This is a genomic window from Massilia agrisoli (assembly GCF_020831365.1).
GTDB lineage: Bacteria > Pseudomonadota > Gammaproteobacteria > Burkholderiales > Burkholderiaceae_D > Telluria_A > Telluria_A agrisoli.
Window position 1 is genome coordinate 270,240 of sequence record NZ_JAJHPV010000004.1, and the last position, 21,663, is coordinate 291,902.

Genomic DNA, 21,663 nt, shown 5'->3' on the forward strand with positions numbered 1-21,663 from the left:
GACGGCTCCTTAAACGGCCAGCAGTTCGACGTCGAAGATCAGCGTGGCGTTTGGCGGGATCACGCCGCCGGCGCCGCGCGCGCCATAGCCCAGTGCCGCCGGGATGGTCAGGCGGCGCTTGCCGCCGACCTTCATGCCCTGCACGCCTTCGTCCCAGCCGCGGATGACCTGGCCGGCGCCGAGGTTGAACTGGAACGGGTCGTTGCGGTCCTTGCTCGAATCGAATTTCGCGCCCTGGCTGCCGTCGTCGTTGCGCAGCCAGCCGGTGTAGTGCACGGTGACCTTCTGGCCGGCTTTCGCTTCGGCGCCTTCGCCAACGGTGCTGTCTTCGTACTGCAGGCCGGATTCAGTAGTGGTGGTGGACATGGTGTTTTCCTTAATGTGTGCGGGTGACCGGGAATTGTAGTCCATGGCGTAGCAATCCGCCAATTGAGCACATGGCAACGCGGACCCGTCGTTTCGATTATGCTTTGCCTGCACCGACCAACCAATCACCCGAGCCCATGAACCAGAACCTGCTGCGTCCCGTCCTCACCGCTTACGGCCGCGCGCTGCTGTCGCAGCTGACCGGAAAAATGCTGCTGCTGTCGGTGATCCCCTTCCTGCTGTCGCTGCTGCTGTGGGGCGCGCTGCTGTGGACCGGCCTGCAGCCGATGCTCGACACCATGCATGCGCTGTTTGCCGACTACGGCCTGTTCAGCACCAGCGGCAACGTGCTGTCCACGTTTGGGCTGGGCTTCCTGAAAACCGTCATCGTGCCGCTGCTGGCGCTGTTGATGCTGCTGCCGCTGATGGTGGTGACCGCGCTGCTGTTCATGGGCGTGGTGGCGATGCCGGCGATCGTGCGCCATGTCAGCCAGCGCCAGTTCCCGCAGCTGGAAAAGAAGCATGGCGGCAGCTTTGCCGGCAGCCTGGCGGTGAACCTGACCGGCTTCCTGATCTTCGTGCCGCTGTGGCTGTTCTCCCTGCCGCTGTACGCGCTGGCGCCGGTGGCGATCATCGCGCAGGCCGTGCTGTGGGGGTGGCTGACCCAGCGCGTGATGAGCTACGACGCGCTGTCGGAACACGCCAGCGAAGAAGAGCGGGCCACCCTCATCGCCAGGCACAAGCGCCAGCTGATGCTGATCGGGATCTTCTCCGGCGCGGCCGGCGCCTTGCCGGGCATCGTGTGGATCGGCGGGACGATCGTCGCGGTGTTCCTGTTCCCGTTTTTGGCGGCGCTGTCGATCTGGCTGTATGTCGTGATCTTCATTTTCACCGGCCTGTGGTTCCAGTATTACTGCCTGCAGGCCTTGTCGGACCTGCGCGCCGAACGCGCTGCGGGCGGCGCCGTGCAGGCGGTGTCATGAAGCCGATGCGTTATGAATTTTGTATGGAGTGTGAATCTTCGTGCATGAGCAATTTTGCGTGAGCTGTGTACGCTGCCGCACCGACGTGCGTTAACGCTTGGGCAAGGCAAATGCGGCCTTTTGTCGCGGCGTTTTTTGCCACCTAACTCAGCCGTTGTTTTTTTGCGAAAATCAAACGCCGAAATCAAACTTTTCTTGAACACGCCTTCGTACACAGGGGGTGATGTGGTGGAATGACAGACATGGCGAGACGAAATCTAGAGTGGGATTTCGGGTGTTATCTCGCTAACCACAGTCACTTCAATCACTCGTACAGACCAGTTGCAAAGATGGCGAAGGTTGAACGGGTATTCGAAGTAAAATTGATTCAAACCGGTTGAGCCATCATGGAAAGTAATCGTCGTTTTCGACGGCCCCGCATCATCGTTGACCGCGCAGTGCGCAAAATGCGCGCCCGAGCAGCGTTGAACGCATCGACTAACAGCGCCACAGACAATGTGCCGCACCTGAACTACCCGCATCCGCATTTGTCGCTCGTTCCCGATCCTGCGCCAGTGCCGGAAGGGGAAGGCGACATGCCAGAGCCGCAAACAGATAAAAAACCGCCACGCCGTTTCAAGCTTGTACTGATCCTCGTTTCGCTGCTGCTGCTGGCGCTTGTCGCCGCGCTTGCCGCTTACGAAATGCGCACGTCCACGATGCAGGCCGAGTTCTTCTCGCGCCTGGCGTCCAAACTCGACTACAAGGTCGGTCCGGGACCGAGCAGCACCATCCGCTTCCCGTCCGACAGCCCGTACGACGCGCGCCTTGGCTACGCCAACCTGCCCGATTACCTGGGCAAGCTGCAGACCCGTAACTACGTGATCGAAGCGCAGGCGCGCCTGTCGCCGAAGATGGTCGAGATGGCCGACATGGGCCTGTTCGCCACCTTCCAGGAAAAGACCAAGGTCGGCCTGTCGATCCTCGACTGCCGCGGCGCGCCGCTGTTCTCGTCGCAGTTCCCGGAACGCTATTACGACGGCTTCGACAAGGCGCCTGCGCTGCTGGTCAAGAGCTTGCTGTTCATCGAAAACCGCGAACTGCTCGACACCAAATACCCGAAGCGCAATCCGGCGGTGGAGTGGGACCGCTTCAGCAAGGCCGTGCTCGACAAATCGCTCAGCGTTTTCACCGGCGGCGACAAGCGCTCGGCCGGCGGCAGCACCCTGGCGACCCAGATTGAAAAGTACCGCCATTCGCCGGACGGGCGTACCAGCTCGCTGTCGGAAAAGCTGGTGCAGATGGCCTCGGCCACCTTGCGCGCCTACCAGTACGGTGAAGACACCACCCGTGCGCGCCGCCAGATCGTGGTCGACTACCTCAACACCGTGCCGCTGTCGGCCAAGCTTGGCTACGGCGAAGTGAACGGCATCGGCGACGGCATGTGGGTCTGGTACGGCCGCAAGTTCGAGGACGTCAACCGCGCCCTGAACGGCCGCATCGACACGCCGCAGGCTGCCCAGATCTACAAGGAAGCACTGAGCCTGATGATCGCCCAGCGCCGTCCGGCCCACTACCTGGGCGCCGGCGACGACGACCTCGAACAGCTGACCAACACCCACCTGCGCGTGCTGGCCCAGGCCGGCGTGATTCCGCCGGCGCTGCGCGACGCCGCGCTGCGCATGCCGCTCAACCCGTCCGCCTCGTCGGGCGTGGCGCAGCCGGCCGCCAACACCTTCGTCACGCGCAAGGCGTCGAACGCGGTGCGCACCCACCTCGGCGGACTGCTGGGCGACTCGCGCCTGTACAACCTCGACCGCCTCGACCTGTCGGTCGTCAGCACGCTCGACTCGAACGCGCAGAACGCCGTCACCGCGGTGCTGCGCGAGCTGCGCGACGCCGAGAAGGCAGCCGCCGCCGGCCTCACCGGCAAGGGCATGCTCGGCAACGGCGACCCGTCCAAAGTGGTCTACAGCTTCACCCTGCTCGAACGCGGCGACAAGGCCAACTACCTGCGCGTGCAGACCGATAACTACGACCAGCCGCTCGACATCAACGAAGGCGCCAAGCTGGACCTCGGCTCGACCGCCAAGCTGCGCACCCTGGTGACCTACATGGACATCGTCGACCAGCTGCACAAGCGCTTTGCCGGCATGGACGCCAAGGCCCTGCGCGCCACTGTCATCGATCCGAAAGACCGCATGTCGCTGTGGGCGGTGGAGTACTTCACGCTGAACCAGAAGCCGGAAGCGCGCACCCTGCCGGCCATGCTGGAAGCGGCGCTCGAGCGCAAGTACTCGGCCAGCCCGTACGAAGGCTTCTTCACCGGCGGCGGCCTGCACACCTTCGGCAACTTCAGCAAGCTGGACGACCGCAAGATCATGACGGTGCGCGAAGCGCTGCGCAGCTCGACCAACCTGGTGTTCGTGCGCATGATGCGCGACGTGGTCCGCTACTACATGTTCCAGCTGCCTGGATCGTCGGCGGCGCTGCTGGCCGATTCGACCGACCCGCGCCGCGCCGAATACCTGGCCCGCTTCGCCGACCGCGAAGGCCGGGAGTTCCTGACCCGCTTCTATAACAAGTACCGCGGCAAGAGCCTGGCCGAAGCCGAGAAAGTCCTGCTGGCCAGCCTGCGCCCGACGCCGACCCGCCTGGCCAACGTGCACCGCACGATCGCGCCGGAAGCGTCCGTCGCGCAGTTCGGCAAGTTCTTGAACGATAACCTGGTGTCGGCCAATGAAGTCGACCAGGAGCGCATCGAGCGCATGTACGTGCAGTACTCGCCGGCCAACATGTCGCTGGCCGACCGCGGCTACCTCGCCACCATCCACCCGCTCGAGCTGTGGCTGGTCGGCTATATGCGCACCCATCCGGGCGCCAAGTTCGCCGAGATCGCCGACGCCAGCGTGCGCGAACGCCAGCTGGTGTATGCGTGGCTGTTCAACACCCACCGCAAGCACGCGCAGGACCGCCGCATCGCCGGCCTGCTCGAAGTCGAGGCCTTCCTCAAGATCCATGCGCAGTGGAAGAAGATGGGCTACCCGTTCGACTCGCTGACGCCGTCGTACGCGACCACGCTGGGCGCGTCGGCCGACCGTCCGGCATCGCTGGCGGAAATGATGGGCATCATCGTCAACGGCGGCGTGCGCAAGCCGACCCAGCGCATCGACTCGCTGCACTTCGCCAAGGGCACGCCGTACGAAACGCTGGTCAAGCCGGGCAAGGAAGTGCAGGGCGAACAGGTGCTGGCGCCGGAAGTGGCGGCAGCGGTGGCCGAAGCGATCCGCGGCGTGGTGTCGGACGGCACCGCCAAGCGGGTCAAGACGGCGTTTGCGATGGCGGACGGGCAGGTGATTGCCGTCGGCGGCAAGACCGGTACCGGCGACCAGCGCTTTGAGGTGTATGGCGCCGGCGGCAGGCTGATCGAGTCGCGTTATGTGAACCGCTCGGCGACCTTCGTGTTCAACATCGGCGAGCGCTTCTACGGCAGCATGACGGCGTATGTGGCCGGGCCGAGCGCGGCCGATTACGACTTCACCAGCGCCTTGCCGGTGCAGTTGCTGGCCACGCTGGCGCCAAGCCTGATGCCGATGATCGAGCCGCCGAAAGCGGCGGTGGCGGGGGCGCCCGCAATCAAGGCCTGCGGCGGATAACCCAATGGCGGATTACGGGCTTCGCCCTTTTCCGCCCTACGAAAACCATGATACGTAGGGCGGAAAAGGGCGTAGCCCGTAATCCGCCGAATTCGCGTGAATCACCCCAACTTGCATTGTTGTTAAATTGTTGGCATCGTACCGTGCATGAAACCCATGCGCAGAGTAATGTCCAACATCCGTAAATTCACCCGGTTCTCCTTCGGCGACCTGGTCGCCACCGCCGGCCCGACGGTCATCGTCATCGCCGTGCTGTGCGCGGTCGCCTACCTGGTGGTCGATCCGGCACCGCCGCGCCAGGTCCTGCTTGCCACCGGCCAGGAAAACAGCGCCTACGAAGAATTCGGCAAGCAGTACGCCGCCGCCCTCGCCAAACACGACATCAAGGTCACCCTGCAGCGCTCGCTCGGCTCGCAGGAAAACCTCCAGCGCCTCAACGATGGCAAGGTCGACATCGCCTTCGTGCAAAGCGGCTCCACCGAAGAAGCCGAGGCGCGCCGCAAAGGACTGGTCTCGCTGGGCAGCCTGTTTACCGAACCGGTCTGGCTGTTCATGCGCGAACCTGTCGCGGTGACGAAGCTGTCCGACCTGAAGGGCAAGAAGATCAACCTCGGCCCCGAAGGCACCGGCGTGCCCAAACTGCTGCGCAAGGTGCTGGAGCTGAACGGGGTCGAGCCGTCCGAGCTGACCATCGGCACGCTGGAAAACACCCCCGCCACAGTCGAGCTGCTGGAGGGGCGCATCGATGCGCTGGTGTTCAGCTCCGGCCCGGAAGCGCCGCTGGTGCAGATGCTGCTGCAGACCCCGGGCATCAGGCTGTTCGATTTCACCCAGGCCGAAGCCTACGCGCGGCGCCTGCCGTTCGTGACCCACGTGGTGCTGCCGCGCGGGATCGTCGACGTCGGCCGCGACATCCCGTCGCAGGACTATCACCTGATCGCGCCGACCGCCACGCTGGTGGCGCGCGACGACCTGCATCCGGCGCTGGTCGACCTGTTCGTCCAGGCGGCCAGCCAGATCCATGGCGGTACCGGCTGGTTCCAGACCCAGGGCCAGTTCCCGTCCGCGCGCTTTACCGAGATCCCGGTGGCGCGCGAGGCGCAGAAGTTCTACAAGGACGGTCCGCCGCTGCTGCAGCGCTATATGAGCTTCTGGCTGGCCAACCTGCTCGACCGGATGTGGGTGGTGGTGGTGGCGCTGGCGGCGCTGTGGATTCCGCTGTCAAAAGTGGTGCCGCCGCTGTACGTGTGGCGCATCAAGTCGCGGGTGTACCGCTGGTACGGCCAGTTGCGCACGGTGGAGCAGGAGCTCGATGCCGCGCCTGCCAAAGACCGCGCCGAGGTGTGCGCCGGCCTGCTGAAACGCCTCGACGAAATCGAGGCGATGGTGAACCGCATTTCGATTCCGCTGGCCTTTGCCGACGCCTTGTACGGCCTGCGCAGCCACATCAACTTCGTGCGCCAGCGGGTGCGCGCGGCGGCGCCAGGCCAGCCCGAAGCGCCAGCCGCGGCGGCCGCCGAAGCCGAAGCGAGCCAGGCGGTGTAAGCGCGCGCTTACGCGCCGATCCAGGGCAGGCCGGCCTTGCACCAGCCGTTCACGTTCTTGCGGTGGCCTTCGCTGTCCTTGTCGCCCTCGAAGCCTTCGAGGATGTCGAAAGCCTGCGTGTAGCCGCGCTCGGTGGCGGCTTTGGCGCTGTGGCGCGAACGCACGCCCGAGCGGCACAGGAACAGCAGCACGTCGTCCTTGCCGGCGGCCTGGTCCAGCTGCGCCGCGAACTGCGGGTTCTGGGCGCCGGCCGGCCAGGTGTTCCATTCGATGGCGATATGCTGGGCTTCGGGAATGGCGACCTTGCCCACCCAGGCGCGCTCGGCGTTGGTGCGCACGTCGACCAGCTTGACCCGCGGGTCCATCCCCAGCAGTTCGTAAGCCAGTTGCGGGGTGACCGCGCCGGCATAAGGCTGGCCGGGGGCGGCGCTGCGTGCTTGCGCGAGGATGTCGTCGATGGTGGTCATGGATTCTTCCAGGTAGGATGTTTCGGACTATTATAGAAGCTGGCGCACCAGCCCGGGGCGGCTCGCCATTTGGGTGCGCCGTGCTTCATCGCGGTGCAAAACCGGGTTGATGCACTAAAATGGTGCCCTTGCCGCGCTGGCGCCAGGGTCGCTTTAGAAGCTTTTCATGCCGCATTCACAGCCTGGAGGCGGGGCCGGCCGTTTTGAGCGGCTGGCATGCTTCCTGCTAATATCCCGGTAAGATTTGTCGCGTCGCGCTCACCCGCCCGGCAACCCCCCATTTCATTTAGGAGATCCAGAATGGCAAGAACAGCCGCAGAAGTCTTGAAGATGGTCAAGGACAACGAAGTCAAGTTCGTTGATTTTCGTTTCGCCGACACCCGCGGCAAGGAGCAGCACGTCACCGTTCCTGTTTCGCACTTCGACCTCGACAAGTTTGAATCGGGCCACGCGTTCGACGGCTCCTCGATCGCCGGCTGGAAGGGTATCGAAGCATCGGACATGATCCTGATGCCTGACCCAAACACCGCCAACATCGACCCGTTCATGGAAGAGACCACGCTGTTCATGCAGTGCGACGTCATCGAGCCATCCGACGGCAAGGGCTACGACCGCGACCCGCGCTCGATCGCCAAGCGCGCCGAAGCCTACCTGAAGTCGACCGGCATCGGCGACACCGCCTTCTTCGGTCCCGAGCCGGAATTCTTCATCTTCGACAGCGTGCGCTGGAAGATCGACATGTCGGGCTGCTTCGTGAAGATCGATTCGGACGAATCGTCGTGGGCGACCGACAAGGAAATCGAAGGCGGCAACAGCGGCCACCGTCCTACCGTCAAGGGCGGCTACTTCCCGGTTCCTCCGGTGGACAGCTTCCAGGACATGCGTTCGGAAATGTGCCTGATCCTCGAGGCGCTGGGCATCCCGGTTGAAGTGCACCACCACGAAGTGGCCGGCGCCGGCCAGAACGAAATCGGCACCAAGTTCTCGACCCTGGTCGAGCGCGCCGACTGGACCCAGAACATGAAGTACGTGATCTGGAACGTCGCCCACAGCTACGGCAAGACCGCGACCTTCATGCCGAAGCCTATCGTCGGCGACAACGGTTCGGGCATGCACGTGCACCAGTCGATCTGGAAAGAAGGCAAGAACCTGTTCGCAGGCGACGGCTATGCCGGCCTGTCGGACGACGCGCTGTTCTACATCGGCGGCATCATCAAGCACGCCAAGGCGCTCAACGCGATCACCAACCCAGGCACCAACTCGTACAAGCGCCTGGTGCCAGGCTACGAAGCGCCGGTCAAGCTGGCTTACTCGGCACGCAACCGTTCGGCATCGATCCGCATCCCGCACGTGGCGAACCCGAAGGGCCGCCGTATCGAGACCCGCTTCCCGGATCCGCTGGCCAACGTCTACCTGTGCTTTGCAGCACTGCTGATGGCTGGCCTGGACGGCATCCAGAACAAGATCCATCCGGGCGAAGCAGCGTCGAAAGACCTGTACCACCTGCCGCCGGAAGAAGACGCGCTGATCCCGACCGTCTGCGCTTCGCTGGAAGAAGCACTCGACGCGCTCAACAAGGACCGCGAGTTCCTGACCCGTGGCGGCGTCTTCAGCGACAGCATGATCGACGCGTACATCGAACTGAAGATGACCGAAGTGCAACGCATGCGCATGACCACGCACCCGGTCGAATTCGATATGTACTACTCCTGCTAACACCTTTCGTTGCCGGTCTTTCAGCTTGTGTGGACAGGCTGGCATCGAATGTGTCAATGAGCTGTAAAAAACGCGCGGAAAGCCACGGCTTTCCCCGCGTTTTTTTTCGGATGTTGTATATTCGGGGTGACTTTAATTTCCGCACGGATTCATGTGCCCGCTAAGCTGATGGTAATGACAACGAGGTTTTTCCCTGCCGTTCTGGGCTTTGCACTGATGGGCGCGGCGCCGCTGGCGGCGGCCGACATCTTCCTGTGCACGGACAAGGACGGACGGCGGCTGCTGACCGATACCGGCGGGCCTGGTTGCAGGACGCTGGAGGTGTCGAGCGCGATCCCGGCGCCGGCGGCGCGCAGGGCCGCGCCGGCGCCGCGCGCGGCCAGCCCGGCGGTCACGCCGACCGACTTCCCGCGCGTTGACAACGCCCAGCAAAAGGCGCGCGACGACGACCGCCGCGCCATCCTCTCCGACGAGCTGCGCAGCGAAGAGCGCCGCCTGGCCGAGCTGCGCCGCGAGTTCAATGGCGGCGAGCCTGAGCGTCAGGGCAACGAGAAGAATTACGCCAAGTACCAGGCAAGGGTGGCCGACATGCGCGACAACATCTTCCGCTCCGAAAAGAATGTCGAAGCCCTGAAACGCGAACTCGCCAACATCCGATGAAACCCGAAGCCCTTGCCGGCCTCGACCTGCTGGCCTCGGCGGTCTTGATCGCCAACGCCGCCGGGCGCATCGACTATGCCAATGCGGCCGCCGAGAACCTGCTCGACAGCTCGCTGAAGGCGCTGTCGCAGAAGACCATCGCCACCCTGTTTGCCAACGGCGACGAGCTGGCCGCGCTGTACGAGCAGGCCAAGGCCCACAAGTACGCCGACATGCGCCAGGACCTGAGCCTGGAGCGGGCAGGGCGCGAGAGCCTGCATGTGCACTGCATCGTCAGCGCCCTCGATGACGGCGCGATCCTGATCGAGCTGCGCGAGAACGTGCAGCAGCTCAAGCTCGACCGCGAGGAGCGCATCCTCGACCAGAGCCAGGCCAACAAGGAGCTGATCCGCAACCTGGCCCACGAAATCAAGAACCCGCTGGGCGGCATCCGCGGCGCCGCCCAGCTGCTGGAACTGGAGCTGCCGCCGCTGCACCTGGCCGAGCTGCGCGAGTACACCCAGGTCATCATCAAGGAAGCGGATCGCCTGCAGACCCTGGTCGACCGCCTGCTGGCCCCGCACCGGCGCCCGCACATCGTCGGCGACGTCAACATCCACGAAGTGCTGGAACGGGTGCGCAGCCTGATCCTGGCCGAGTTTCCCACTGGCCTGGCGATCCGGCGCGACTACGACGCCTCGATCCCGGAGTTCCGGGGCGACAAGGAGCAGCTGATCCAGACCGTGCTCAACATCGCCCACAACGCCGCCCAGGCCTTGCAGGGGCGCATTGCGCTAGGGGACGCCGAGATCGTTTTCAAGACGCGGGTGGCGCGCCAGGTCACGTTGGCGAAGGTCCGCTACGCGCTGGCATTAGACTTGCATATCATCGACAATGGACCGGGCATCGCGCCCCAGATCCGCGACCGTATCTTCTACCCGCTGGTGTCGGGCAGGGATGGCGGCAGCGGCCTGGGACTGACACTGGCGCAGACCTTCGTGCAGCAGCACATGGGTGTGATCGAGTGCGAGAGCCGGCCCGGCCTGACCGACTTCCGCATCCTGCTGCCGCTCCCTTGAGGCGCGGCCCGGCATGGGTGCGCAGGCGGTCCCATTGCAGATCGATTTAGCGGGAAAGCGCGAATACATGAAACCAATCTGGATAGTCGACGACGATGCCTCGATCCGCTGGGTGCTCGAAAAAGCCCTGGCGCGCGAAAACCTGGCCACGCGCAGCTTTGCCAACGCCCACGACGCCAAAGCCGCGCTTGAACTTGAAACACCGCAGGTGCTGGTGTCCGATATCCGCATGCCGGGCGAATCCGGCCTGGCGCTGCTGCAGGCGGTCAAGGAGAAGTGCCCCGGCTTGCCGGTCATCATCATCACTGCCTATTCCGACCTCGACTCGGCCGTGGCGGCCTTCCAGGGCGGCGCCTTCGAATACCTGGCCAAGCCCTTCGACATCGACAAGGCGGTGGCGCTGATCCGCCGCGCGCAGGAAGAAAGCCTGCGCGAGGCCAGCGTCGAATCGGGCCCGCAGGGCAGCCCGGAAATCCTCGGCCAGGCGCCGGCGATGCAGGAAGTGTTCCGCGCCATCGGGCGCCTGTCGCAGTCGAACGTCACGGTGCTGATTACCGGCGAATCGGGCACCGGCAAGGAGCTGGTGGCGCGCGCCCTGCACAAGCACAGCCCGCGCGCCAGCCAGCCCTTCATCGCGCTCAATACCGCCGCGATCCCGAAAGACCTGCTCGAGTCCGAGCTGTTCGGCCACGAACGCGGCGCCTTTACCGGCGCCCAGGCCACCCGGCGCGGGCGCTTCGAGCAGGCCGAGAACGGCACCCTGTTCCTCGATGAAATCGGCGACATGCCGTTTGATTTGCAGACCCGCCTGCTTCGGGTGCTGTCGGACGGCCACTTTTACCGGGTCGGCGGCCACCAGCCGCTCAAGGCCAACGTGCGGGTAATTACCGCCACCCACCAGAACCTGGAACAGCGCGTGCGCGACGGCTTGTTCCGCGAAGACTTGTTCCACCGCCTGAACGTGATCCGCTTGCGCCTGCCGAGCCTGCGCGAGCGGCGCGAGGATATCCCGCTGCTGGCGCGCCACTTTTTGGTGCAGAGTGCACGCCAGCTGGGCGTCGACACCAAGCGGATGAGCGATGCGGCGATGCAATTCCTCAGCAGCCTGGAATTGCCCGGCAATGTGCGCCAGCTGGAAAACCTGTGCAACTGGATTACCGTGATGGCCCCCGGGCAGACGGTCGAAGTCAAGGACCTGCCGCCCGAACTCATGCATGGCAATGGCGGCGGCTGGGACAGCGTGGCCCAGGCGCCGCTGGACGTGCCGGCGCCGCCCCATGCGCACGCCGCTGGCGCGCCGGGTGCGGCCGGGCAGGGCGACTGGGCCAGCCTGCTCGAGCTGCAGGCTGCCCGGATGCTGGGCGCCGGCCAGCTGGAGGTGATGGACGTACTGGGACGGCAGTTCGAGTCGACCCTGATCCGCGCCGCGCTCAAGTACACGCACGGCCGCAAGAACGACGCGGCGGTGCGCCTCGGTATCGGCCGCAACACCATTACCCGCAAGATCGCGGAGCTGGGCATCGGCGGCGCAAAGGACGAATAGGCCGCGGCGTCTTATAGTAAGCTGTTGTTCATTTGCACAGCTTACAGGACCACCATGCTGATTAACTGCGTCGCCTACCAGGAAGGCAAGAAACTCAGCGACATTTCCGTCGAGGCGATCAGCGACTACCTTGCCCAGCCGGGCTGCTTCGTGTGGGTGGCGCTGGCCGACCCCCAGCCGGAAGAACTTGCCACCATGCAGGAGGAGTTCGGCCTGCACGAACTGGCGGTCGAAGACGCCCTGCGCGGCAACCAGCGCCCCAAGGTGGAGGAATACGGCGATTCGCTGTTCGCGGTGGTGCGGATGGTCGAACTGAACGGCGACGAGCTGGTGGTGGGCGAGCTCGACGTGTTCGTCGGGCCCAACTACGTGCTGTCGGCGCGCAACAACGCCACCCGCGGCTTCCTGGGCGTGCGTGCCCGCGCCGAGCGCGAACCCCACCTGCTGACCATGGGCGCCGCCTTCGTGCTGTACGCGCTGATGGACGCCGTGGTCGACCGTTATTTCCCGGTGGTCGACATGCTGCAGTCCGAGCTGGAGAAAATCGAGGACCGCATTTTTACCGCGGGGTCGCAGTCGCGCGACAATATCGAGCGGCTGTACGAACTCAAGCGCAAGGTCATGCTGTTGCGCCATGCCGTGGCGCCGCTGGCCGACCAGGTCGGCAAGCTGTATGGGGGCCGGATTCCGTCCGGATTCCAACAAACCCAAGATTATTTCCGGGACGTCCACGATCACCTGTACCGCATCCAGTCCACCCTCGACACCATGCGCGACACCATCGCCACCGCCATCCAGGTCCACCTGTCGATGGTGGCCATCGAGGCGGGGGACGTCAACAAGCGCCTGGCCGCCTGGGCCGCTATCTTCGCGGTACTGACGGCATTTGCCGGCATCTGGGGCATGAATTTTGAGTTTATGCCTGAACTCAAATGGCGCTTCGGTTACCCGGTGGCGATCGCGGCGATGGTTGCCGTGTGCGGCTACCTCTACTACCGTTTCAAAAAATCCGGCTGGTTGTGAGCTAATGCCGCCGTTTACGGCACAGATTTGCCTCCTTATGTGTTGTTTATGAACACATGCATGTCTTTACTGATTTGACAAAAAACAATCATTTATGGTTCCATGCGTCACAACCTTCTTCATCGTCGAAGACGAAGGTGGCGGCGTTTTTCGCCGTGGTTGACGTTTATTTTCCTTCGGGAATTTAACTACGGGCCATGAAGACACGCTCCGTCCACAAGGCGGGGTATCAATAATTACATTCGAGGGACTTTTAATGATCACGGAAACAGTGTTATCTCGCTCCATCCGCCTGATGTTCGCTAGTGGACTGGTGCTCGGCAGCATGCAGGTTGCGTCGGCACAGGAAGCAGCGCCAATGCAACGGGTTGAAGTTACCGGTTCCCGTATTCCAACGCTGAATACGGAAGGCGCAAGCCCAGTAACCACCTTGAGCGCCAAGGACATCAAGATTGATGGCGTCCGTAACGTCGAAGACATGCTGAACAACCTGCCACAGGTGTTCGCTGCCCAAGGTTCCTCCATCTCGAACGGCGCGACCGGTACCGCAACGATCAGCCTGCGCGGCCTCGGTTCGGACCGCACGCTGATTCTGGTCAACGGCAAGCGCCTGCCATCCGGTAGCGTCAATAGCACTGCAGCCGACGTCAACCAGGTTCCAGCAGCACTGATCAAGCGCGTTGAAGTACTGACCGGCGGCGCCGGTGCAGTCTACGGCGCGGGCGCGGTGGCTGGCGTGGTCAACTTCATCCTGCGCGACAACTTCGAAGGCGTCGAGCTTCAGTTGAACGGCAGCGGCTACAACCACAGCCAGGGCAACGACGTCAGCGCACTGGTGTCGAAGGCTGGCTACCCAGTACCTGACGACAAGAGCTTCGACGGCAAGTCGCGTGACGCCAGCCTGCTGGTCGGCGGCAATTTCGCGGACAACCGCGGTAACGCCACCCTGTTCGTATCGTACAAAGAAACCGACGCACTGCTGCAGAGCGAGCGCGACTTCTCCGCTTGCGCACTGGGTTCTTCCGTGTCGACCGGCTTCGGCTGCGTCGGTTCGGGCACCAACCCGCGCGGCCGCGTCATCAACAACGACACCGGCGTGAGCTACACCAACGGCGACGCCGGCGTTGTTCGCCGCTACACCTCGGCTGACTCGTACAACTATGGCCCAGTGAACTTCCTGCAGCGTCCATCGAAGGTCGCCGGCGTGAACGCGCGCGCGCACTTCGACATCAACGAAAAAGTTCGCCTGTACCAGGAATTCAACTTCCACAACTACACCACCGACGCGCAAGTCGCTCCAGGCGGTATCTTCCTGGGCGCCCAGGCAACCCTGCGCAACGACAACCCACTGCTGTCGCAGGCATGGAAAGAAGCGCTGGGCATCACCGCACCAGGCAGCTCGGTCGACGTCACCCTCGGCAAGCGTAACGTCGAAGGCGGCCCGCGCGTTGCTGACATCCAGGATACTTCCTACCGTCAGCTGGTCGGCCTCAAAGGCGAAGTCAACAACTGGACCTATGACGTATTCGGCCAGTTCGCCCGCGTGAACCACGCAGAAACCAACTCCGGCTACTTCTCGAGCAAGCGCATTGCGCTGGCAACGGACGTGGTGCCTGATCCAGTCACCGGCGCGGCAGCTTGCCGTTCGGCAGTTGACGGCAGCGACCCTGCTTGCGTGCCGTACAACATGTTTACCCTGGGCGGCGTTACCCAGGCACAGCTGGACTACCTGAACGCATCCGGCCACTCGATGGGCTACACCCAGCAGATCATCGCTGGCTTCAACATCGGTTCGGACCTGGGCACCTACGGCATCAAGTCGCCATGGGCAACCAGCGGCGTGGGCGTGTCGTTCGGCTTCGAGCGCCGTTCGGAAAAGCTGAAATTCGAACCTGATGAGGCATCGCTGAGCGGTGACCTGGCAGGTTCGGGCGGTGCATCGCCACCACTGGTCGACGGTTTCTCGGTCAAGGAAGCGTTCGGCGAGTTCCGCGTGCCGCTGCTCGAAGACAAGGCCTTCGCCAAGAACCTGGACCTGTCGGGCTCGTTCCGCCGCTCGGACTACAGCGCCGGCTACACGGCTGACACCTGGGGCGTAGGTGTTGACTGGGCGCCAGTCGATATGGTTCGCGTTCGCGGTTCGTACCAGAAGGCAGTTCGCGCACCAACCATCCGCGACCTGTTCAATCCTCAGTCGATCGGCAACAACGGCCCAACCAACGATCCATGCGAAGGCGCGATCGGCAGCGAAACCCTGACCGCGACCGCGGAACAGTGCGCACGCACCGGCCTGCCAGCCAACCTGTACGGCAAAGTTCCGTACAACTCGGCTAACCAGCACTCGGACCTGAACGGTGGTAACCCAGGCGTCCTGCCGGAAGAAGGCACGACCAAGACGTTTGGCCTGGTCATCACCCCGACCAAGAACCTGACCGTCACCCTGGACTACTTCGACATCGCGATCGAAGACACCATCAGCTCGGTCGATCCATCGGTCGCACTGGACCAGTGCCTGAGCACCGGCGCAGCAGTCTTCTGCAACCTGATCAAGCGTGATGCACTCGGTTCGCTGTGGCTGTCGCCTAACGGTCCTGCTGGTTTCGTGGTTAACACCACGACCAACATCGGTTCGATCGGCACCAAGGGCCTGGACGTTGGTGCGAGCTATCGCCAGCGCCTCGGCGCGATGGGCGGCCTGGACCTGACGATGAACGGCACCTGGGTCAAAGAGTACACGGTTGAGAACGTTCCTGGCCTTGGCACCTACGATTGCAAGGGCCTGTTCGGTCAGACCTGCGGTACCTCGACCCCAGAATGGCGTCACAAGCTGCGCGCAACCTGGACCACCCCATGGGACCTGGCTGTGTCGGCAACCTGGCGTCACTTTGACTCCGTCGCGCAGGAACGCCTGAGCGGCCAGGAACTGCTGGGCACCTCGGCTGTTGCCGCGGTTGAACAGCAGCTGGGTGCACGTGACTACCTGGACCTGAACGCAGCGTACAACCTGACCAAGAAGATGACCCTGTCGTTCGGCGTCAACAACGTGCTGGATCGTGATCCACCACTGGCTTCCGGCAATGCAATTCCTGCCGCAGGCAGCGCCAACGCGAACACCTTCCCACAGGTGTACGACTCGATGGGCCGCTTCGTCTACATGAACCTGACCGCGCGCTTCTAATCTGATTAGATAGCACGACAAAAACGGCGAGCTGCAGAGCTCGCCGTTTTTTTTCGTCGACGGGAAACTGACGCACAAAAAAAGACCCGGCAGCGCCGGGTCTTGTCATTGGCGGCAGGCGAAGGCGTCAGGCCGCCATCGACAGCGCCACCGCTTCGGCCACCTTGATGCCGTCCACCGCGGCCGACAGGATGCCGCCCGCGTAGCCGGCGCCTTCGCCGGCCGGGAACAGGCCGCGCGTATTCAGGCTCTGCAGGTCGCCGTCGTTGCGCTTGATGCGGATCGGCGACGAGGTGCGGGTTTCGACCCCGGTCAGCACCGCGTCTTCCTTGTAGTAGCCCTTGATCTGCTTGTCGAAGGCGGGGAAAGCTTCGCGCATGGCCTGGATCGCGTACTCAGGCAGGGCGGTGCCCAGGTCGGTCAGGTGCACCGCCGGCTTGAACGACGGCACCACCGAGCCGAATGCGGTCGAGGCCACCCCGCGCACGAAGTCGCCCATCAGCTGGCCCGGCGCGTCATAGGTGCCGCCGCCGAGGGCGAAGGCGCCTTCCTCGAGCTTGCGCTGGAAGGCGATGCCGGCCAGCGGATGGCCCGGATAGTCGTCCGGCGTGATGCCCACCACGATCGCGCTGTTGGCGTTGCGCTCGTTGCGCGAGTACTGGCTCATGCCATTGGTGACAACCCGGCCTTCTTCGGACGAGGCCGCCACCACGGTGCCGCCCGGGCACATGCAGAAGCTGTAGACCGACCGGCCGTTGGTGGCGTGGTGCACAAGCTTGTAGTCGGCGGCGCCGAGGATCTTGTTGCCGGCGTTCGGGCCGAAGCGGCACACGTCGATCAGCGACTGCGGATGCTCGACCCGGAAGCCGATCGAGAACGGCTTGGCTTCGATGTACACGCCGCGCTCGTACAGCATCTCGAAGGTGTCGCGCGCGCTGTGGCCGATCGCCATCACCAGGTGGTCGGTGGCGATATGCTCGCCGCTGGCCAGCACCACGCCGCGCACCTGGCGCACCCCATTCTTTTCCTCGACGTCGATGTCGGTGACCTTGCTCTCGAAGCGGTACTCGCCGCCCAGCGCGATGATGTTCTCGCGCATCTGCTCGACCATCTTGACCAGGCGGAAGGTGCCGATGTGCGGCTTGGACACATACATGATTTCTTCCGGGGCGCCGGCCTTGACGAACTCGGTCAGCACCTTGCGCCCGTAATGCTTGGGATCCTTGATCTGGCTGTACAGCTTGCCGTCGGAGAAGGTGCCGGCGCCGCCTTCGCCGAACTGCACGTTGGACTCGGTATTGAGCTTGCGCTTGCGCCAGAAGCCGAAGGTGTCGACGGTGCGCTCGCGCACCACCTTGCCGCGTTCGAGGATCAGCGGGCGCAGGCCCATCTGGGCCAGCACCAGCGCCACGAACAGGCCGCAGGGCCCGGTGCCGACCACCACCGGGCGCTTGTTGCTGTCATGCCCCTGCAACTGCTCGCCGCCGGCCACGAACTTGTAGCTGGTGTCGGGCGAGGGCAGCACATGAATGTCGTGCTTCAGGCGCGCCAGGATCGCCTCCTGCTCGGGCGTGTCGACGTCCAGCGAATAGATCAGCAGGATGGCGGCGCGCTTGCGCGCGTCGTAACTGCGCTTGAAGACCGAATAATGCCGCAGCGAATCTTTGCCGATTCCCAGGCGCGCCAGCACGGCAGCCTCAAGCTCTTCCTCGGTATGATCAAGCGGCAGTTTTAACTCATTAATTCGCAACATATTACGGCTTCCGTCCGGCTTAAATGATGGGTTTTTCGAACTATAACCCGCTATTTTACCCGCGATAGATGGCCACGAACATGTCTAAGCGCGGCGCACAGGCGCAAGCGCCAAATTGGTGGTTCTGTTGCGGTGCCGCAAATACGGTATATGCACCATTTTCTTGATGCTCTGCGCCAACGTCGGGCAATGCCGGTATATGCATGCACAACACACGCGCAAAGTGCTGAGGCGGGCGGGCCTTTGTGTGGCATCGCACCATGTTCTTCATGTATTTATGCACGATCTGCCGGCAATTCACGATGTGTTGTTTATCTGCATAGGTTCACGCAGATCGTTGACATGTAATGTTTTGCTATGGTTCTATGCTTAACCATGCACATTTGATCAATGGCAAAAGTGTAAAGCGCCCTGATGGGCGGAGAAATAAAAATAGTGGTGAACAAGAAGTAAACGTGATTTGCAGTACGACAACTTACCCGAGCTGATCTGTATAAAAGACAGTTTAAAAACAATTAGGAAATCACAATGTTGAGAAAAACCGTTTTAGTGCATGCCCTGTCCGTCGCGTTCAGCGCCACGGCGCTGAGCCTTGCAGTCACCGCGCCAGCGATGGCCCAGTCGAACGCTACCGGTAGCATCTACGGTACCGTTACGCCAGGCGCAGATGTCAAGGTCGTGATCGAGAACCCGGCAACCGGCCTGCGCCGTACGCTGACCCCGGATGCATCCGGCCGCTTCCAGGCCACGTCGCTGCCGACCGGTACCTACCGCGTCACCCAGATGAAGGGCGACACCGTCACCGGCACCACCGAAGTCACCGCCAGTATCGGCCAAGGAGCCCAGGCTGTCTTCGAACCTGCCGCTACCGGCGTTCAAACGGTCCAGATTACCGGTCAGCGCCGCACCATCGACGTGACCAGCACCAACAATGGCGCCACGTTCAACTCGCGTCAACTGGCCGCACTGCCAATCGCGCGCAACGTTGAAGCAATCATCCAGCTGGCGCCGAACACCACCCGCGCCGACTCGCGTTTCGCCGGCGGTGCTTCCTTCGGCGGCGGCGCTGCTTCGGAAAACTCGTACTACATCAACGGTTTCCCTGTCGTCAACCCACTGACCGGCCTGGGCGCATCCCAGCTGCCATTCGGCGCGATTGCTGAAGCACAGGTCCTGACCGGCGGCTTCGGCGCCGAGTTCGGTCGTTCGATCGGCGGCGTGGTCAACATCATTACCAAAAGCGGTACCAATAACTGGGAAGCTGGCGGCATCGTCACCATCGAGCCAAAATCGTGGCGCGCGAAGTCGAAAGACATCTACTACGCCAACACTGGCGCATCGTACAACTCGCCAACCGACGGCACCCTGCGCCTGGCCCGTGAAGAAAACACCCAGGAACGCAAGGTCTACGGCGTGTACGTCGGCGGTCCGATCATCGAAGACAAGCTGTTCTTCTTCGCTGCTGCTGAAAAGACCGACATTGACCAGGGCCTGGTCAATGGCTTCCGCGTGAGCACCTCGAATGCCCGCAATGGCTGGCGCGATCGCGGCACCGAGATCGAACGCTACATGGCCAAGGTCGACTGGAACATCACCGACGACCACCGCCTCGAGTTCACCGCACTGGGCGATACCCCGACCGTGGAGATCCAGGACAGCGGCTTCGACTACGCGACCCGCCAGCGCGTCGGCACCGTCACCTCGACCCAGACCCTGGTCAACGTGAACGATAACGGCGGCAAGACCAAGATGGCGAAGTACACCGGTAACCTCACCCAGGACCTGACCCTGACCGCGCTGTACGGCCAGACGGATTCGGAGCATACCAACGACTTCCCAGGCTACAACCCGACCCTGTTCCAGGTGTCGTCGGCACCAGCGGACCGCGTGCCTGGCCTGACCTACAACAACCCGCAGGGCATCACCGGCGTGATCCTCGCGCCGGGCTCGAAGGATGTGGTCAAAGCTGCCCGTATCGACCTCGAATACCGTCTCGGCCAGCACACCCTGCGTGGTGGTGTTGACCAGAACAAGATCGCCTCGCTGAAAGCCGGTGACATCCGCGCCGGTGGCGGCGTCTGGACCTACTTCCGTACCGATACCCCGAACGAGCCGCTCGATGGCCCGGCCGGCGTGCTGATTCCTTCGCCGGCAAGCGGCGGCGGCTACGGTACCCAGGGTTACTACGTCACCAAGAACCTGTTCTCGACCGTGACCGATTCCTACGGCGAGCAGAGCGCGGTGTACCTGGAAGACAAGTACCAGGCTACCCCGAACCTGATGCTGACCCTGGGCGTGCGCAGCGAGTCGTTCAAGAACCAGAACGACACCAAGACGACCTTCCTGGAAATGAAGAACCAGATCATGCCGCGTTTCGCAGCAGCATGGGACGTCAACGGCGATTCGAGCCTGAAGGTATTCGGTACCGCTGGCCGTTACTCGGTGCCAATTCCAACCCACATCTCGGTACGTGGCGCAGGCCGCTCGACCTTCACCGCCCAGTACTTCACGTACAGCGGTGTTGATGCAAACGGCGCACCAACCGGCCTGGTCCAGCTGAGCGAGCCACTGTCGAACAACAACGAGTACGGCCAGGACAAAGTCGTGGCAACCCTCGCTGCCCTCGACATGAAGCCAGCCTTCCAGGATGAGCTGACGATCGGTTTCGAGAAGGCATTCTCGCCTAGCCTGAACTTCGGCGCCAAGGCAACCTACCGTACCCTGCAGTCGACCATCGATGACTTCTGCGACGTGCGTCCGTTCGAGCGCTATGCAGAAGCGAACAACATCGACATCACCAATCCGCTGTGGGGCAATACGTGCCAGACCTTCAACCCAGGTCAGGACAACACCTTCATGGTCGACTACACCGGCGACGCATCGAAGCTGACCAAGGTGTTCCTGACTGCTGAAGACCAGGGCTTCGGCAAGCCAAAGCGTACCTACGCTGCAATCGACCTGTTCGCCGAGCACCCACTGCGCAACGGCTGGTACGGCAAGCTGATGTACACCTGGTCGAAGAACAAGGGCAATACCGAAGGCCAGGTCCGTTCGGACAACGGCCAGGCTGACGTTGCCGTGACCTCGACCTGGGACTACCCAGAGCTGATGATCGGCGCCGATGGCTTGCTGCCAAACGACCGCGAACACCAGGTCAAGGCTTACGGTTTCTACCAGGTCATGCCGGAAGTGACCGTTGGCGCCAACGTGCTGCTCGCATCGGGCCGTCCACGCAGCTGCATCGGCTCGGCCGCTGCGCCTGGCGATTCGCCTAACTACAGCAATCAGACCTTCTATTGCGGTGGTGCGACCCGTGCGGAAAACGTCATCACCCCACGCGGTACCCTTGGCCGCCTGCCATGGGACAACCGCCTGGACCTGAACGTCGCCTACAAGCCAGCAATGCTTCCTGGCCTGCAACTGCGTCTTGACGTGTTCAACGTGACCAACCGCCAGGTTGTCCAGAACGTGACCGAAGCGTACAACAACGGTACCCGTATCAGCTCGCTGTACCAGACCCCGTTGTCGCTGACCGCACCACGTTCGGGCCGCTTCTCGGTCTCCTACGACCACAAGTTCTGATGCCTGCCTGGTCGGTTCCTGGGCCCGTCCGGGTCTAGAAACCGCCAGGTTGTCTGCAACAAGCTGCAAAAGCCGTTCAGTTAATCGCTGAACGGCTTTTTTTCGTCCAGCCCCCGAAACGGCGGGTTGCACCGCGACACCACCTCCCAATATC

At 63.0% G+C, this 21,663-nt stretch carries 13 protein-coding genes; 10 read left to right on the top strand and 3 right to left on the bottom strand.

Going from position 1 to position 21,663, the window contains the following annotated elements; genetic code table 11:
- Positions 1 to 9: 9 nt before the first annotated feature.
- On the bottom strand, positions 10 to 366 hold the full coding sequence (locus tag LMJ30_RS02645; RefSeq protein ID WP_229430786.1) for an FKBP-type peptidyl-prolyl cis-trans isomerase: 357 nt from the start codon (positions 364 to 366) through the stop codon (positions 10 to 12).
- 137 nt (positions 367 to 503) lie between these two features.
- On the opposite strand from LMJ30_RS02645, the gene LMJ30_RS02650 reads away from it, so the two are divergent.
- The 3 genes from LMJ30_RS02650 to LMJ30_RS02660 all read left to right on the top strand — a co-directional run bounded on the left by LMJ30_RS02650 (position 504) and on the right by LMJ30_RS02660 (position 6,529).
- On the top strand, positions 504 to 1,349 hold the full coding sequence (locus LMJ30_RS02650) for an EI24 domain-containing protein (RefSeq protein ID WP_229430787.1): 846 nt from the start codon (positions 504 to 506) through the stop codon (positions 1,347 to 1,349).
- Positions 1,350 to 1,924: 575 nt separating this feature from the next.
- Positions 1,925 to 4,984: a transglycosylase domain-containing protein gene (locus LMJ30_RS02655; RefSeq protein ID WP_229431051.1), complete on the top strand. Its 3,060-nt coding sequence runs from the start codon at positions 1,925 to 1,927 to the stop codon at positions 4,982 to 4,984.
- 168 nt (positions 4,985 to 5,152) lie between these two features.
- A complete protein-coding gene (locus LMJ30_RS02660; RefSeq protein ID WP_229430788.1) occupies positions 5,153 to 6,529 on the top strand; it encodes a TAXI family TRAP transporter solute-binding subunit in 1,377 nt (458 codons plus the stop codon).
- A gap of 8 nt (positions 6,530 to 6,537) precedes the next feature.
- Here the strand turns inward: LMJ30_RS02660 and LMJ30_RS02665 are convergent, their stop codons facing one another.
- On the bottom strand, positions 6,538 to 6,996 hold the full coding sequence (locus LMJ30_RS02665) for a rhodanese-like domain-containing protein (protein ID WP_229430789.1): 459 nt from the start codon (positions 6,994 to 6,996) through the stop codon (positions 6,538 to 6,540).
- Between the two features lie 300 nt (positions 6,997 to 7,296).
- On the opposite strand from LMJ30_RS02665, the gene glnA reads away from it, so the two are divergent.
- From glnA to LMJ30_RS02695, 6 genes are all read left to right on the top strand, one after another.
- Positions 7,297 to 8,712, top strand: coding sequence for a type I glutamate--ammonia ligase (gene glnA, locus LMJ30_RS02670; RefSeq protein WP_229430790.1), 1,416 nt, complete (start codon positions 7,297 to 7,299; stop codon positions 8,710 to 8,712).
- A 174-nt stretch (positions 8,713 to 8,886) separates the two neighbouring features.
- Positions 8,887 to 9,372 (top strand): DUF4124 domain-containing protein, encoded by a 486-nt coding sequence (locus LMJ30_RS02675; RefSeq protein WP_229430791.1) that lies wholly within the window; start codon positions 8,887 to 8,889, stop codon positions 9,370 to 9,372.
- Positions 9,369 to 10,430 (top strand): nitrogen regulation protein NR(II), encoded by a 1,062-nt coding sequence (gene glnL / locus LMJ30_RS02680; protein WP_229430792.1) that lies wholly within the window; start codon positions 9,369 to 9,371, stop codon positions 10,428 to 10,430. The genes LMJ30_RS02675 and glnL overlap by 4 nt, the downstream gene beginning before the upstream one ends.
- 67 nt (positions 10,431 to 10,497) lie before the next feature.
- Positions 10,498 to 11,973, top strand: coding sequence for a nitrogen regulation protein NR(I) (gene ntrC / locus LMJ30_RS02685; protein ID WP_229430793.1), 1,476 nt, complete (start codon positions 10,498 to 10,500; stop codon positions 11,971 to 11,973).
- Between the two features lie 54 nt (positions 11,974 to 12,027).
- Positions 12,028 to 12,996: a magnesium/cobalt transporter CorA gene (corA, locus tag LMJ30_RS02690; RefSeq protein ID WP_229430794.1), complete on the top strand. Its 969-nt coding sequence runs from the start codon at positions 12,028 to 12,030 to the stop codon at positions 12,994 to 12,996.
- A 256-nt stretch (positions 12,997 to 13,252) separates the two neighbouring features.
- Positions 13,253 to 16,174, top strand: a complete 2,922-nt coding sequence (locus LMJ30_RS02695) for a TonB-dependent receptor domain-containing protein (RefSeq protein WP_229430795.1) — start codon at positions 13,253 to 13,255, stop codon at positions 16,172 to 16,174.
- Between the two features lie 127 nt (positions 16,175 to 16,301).
- On the opposite strand, the gene LMJ30_RS02700 is transcribed toward LMJ30_RS02695, so the two are convergent.
- On the bottom strand, positions 16,302 to 17,927 hold the full coding sequence (locus LMJ30_RS02700) for an NAD(P)/FAD-dependent oxidoreductase (RefSeq protein WP_229430796.1): 1,626 nt from the start codon (positions 17,925 to 17,927) through the stop codon (positions 16,302 to 16,304).
- Positions 17,928 to 18,455: 528 nt separating this feature from the next.
- Here LMJ30_RS02700 and LMJ30_RS02705 point away from each other — a divergent pair.
- Positions 18,456 to 21,509 carry a TonB-dependent receptor gene (locus LMJ30_RS02705; RefSeq protein ID WP_229430797.1) on the top strand — a complete coding sequence of 1,018 codons (3,054 nt, stop codon included), beginning with the start codon at positions 18,456 to 18,458 and terminating at the stop codon, positions 21,507 to 21,509.
- Positions 21,510 to 21,663 lie beyond the last annotated feature (154 nt).

Excerpts from the sequence above, each read along its gene's own strand:
- glnA (WP_229430790.1), top strand. The coding sequence starts at position 7,297 with ATGGCAAGAACAGCCGCAGAAGTCTTGAAGATGGTCAAGGACAACGAA.
- corA (WP_229430794.1), top strand. The coding sequence starts at position 12,028 with ATGCTGATTAACTGCGTCGCCTACCAGGAAGGCAAGAAACTCAGCGAC.
- LMJ30_RS02695 (WP_229430795.1), top strand. The coding sequence starts at position 13,253 with ATGATCACGGAAACAGTGTTATCTCGCTCCATCCGCCTGATGTTCGCT.
- LMJ30_RS02645 (WP_229430786.1), bottom strand. The coding sequence starts at position 366 with ATGTCCACCACCACTACTGAATCCGGCCTGCAGTACGAAGACAGCACC.
- glnL (WP_229430792.1), top strand. The coding sequence starts at position 9,369 with ATGAAACCCGAAGCCCTTGCCGGCCTCGACCTGCTGGCCTCGGCGGTC.
- LMJ30_RS02655 (WP_229431051.1), top strand. The coding sequence starts at position 1,925 with ATGCCAGAGCCGCAAACAGATAAAAAACCGCCACGCCGTTTCAAGCTT.
- LMJ30_RS02705 (WP_229430797.1), top strand. The coding sequence starts at position 18,456 with ATGTTGAGAAAAACCGTTTTAGTGCATGCCCTGTCCGTCGCGTTCAGC.
- LMJ30_RS02665 (WP_229430789.1), bottom strand. The coding sequence starts at position 6,996 with ATGACCACCATCGACGACATCCTCGCGCAAGCACGCAGCGCCGCCCCC.
- ntrC (WP_229430793.1), top strand. The coding sequence starts at position 10,498 with ATGAAACCAATCTGGATAGTCGACGACGATGCCTCGATCCGCTGGGTG.
- LMJ30_RS02700 (WP_229430796.1), bottom strand. The coding sequence starts at position 17,927 with ATGTTGCGAATTAATGAGTTAAAACTGCCGCTTGATCATACCGAGGAA.
- LMJ30_RS02675 (WP_229430791.1), top strand. The coding sequence starts at position 8,887 with ATGACAACGAGGTTTTTCCCTGCCGTTCTGGGCTTTGCACTGATGGGC.
- LMJ30_RS02650 (WP_229430787.1), top strand. The coding sequence starts at position 504 with ATGAACCAGAACCTGCTGCGTCCCGTCCTCACCGCTTACGGCCGCGCG.
- LMJ30_RS02660 (WP_229430788.1), top strand. The coding sequence starts at position 5,153 with ATGTCCAACATCCGTAAATTCACCCGGTTCTCCTTCGGCGACCTGGTC.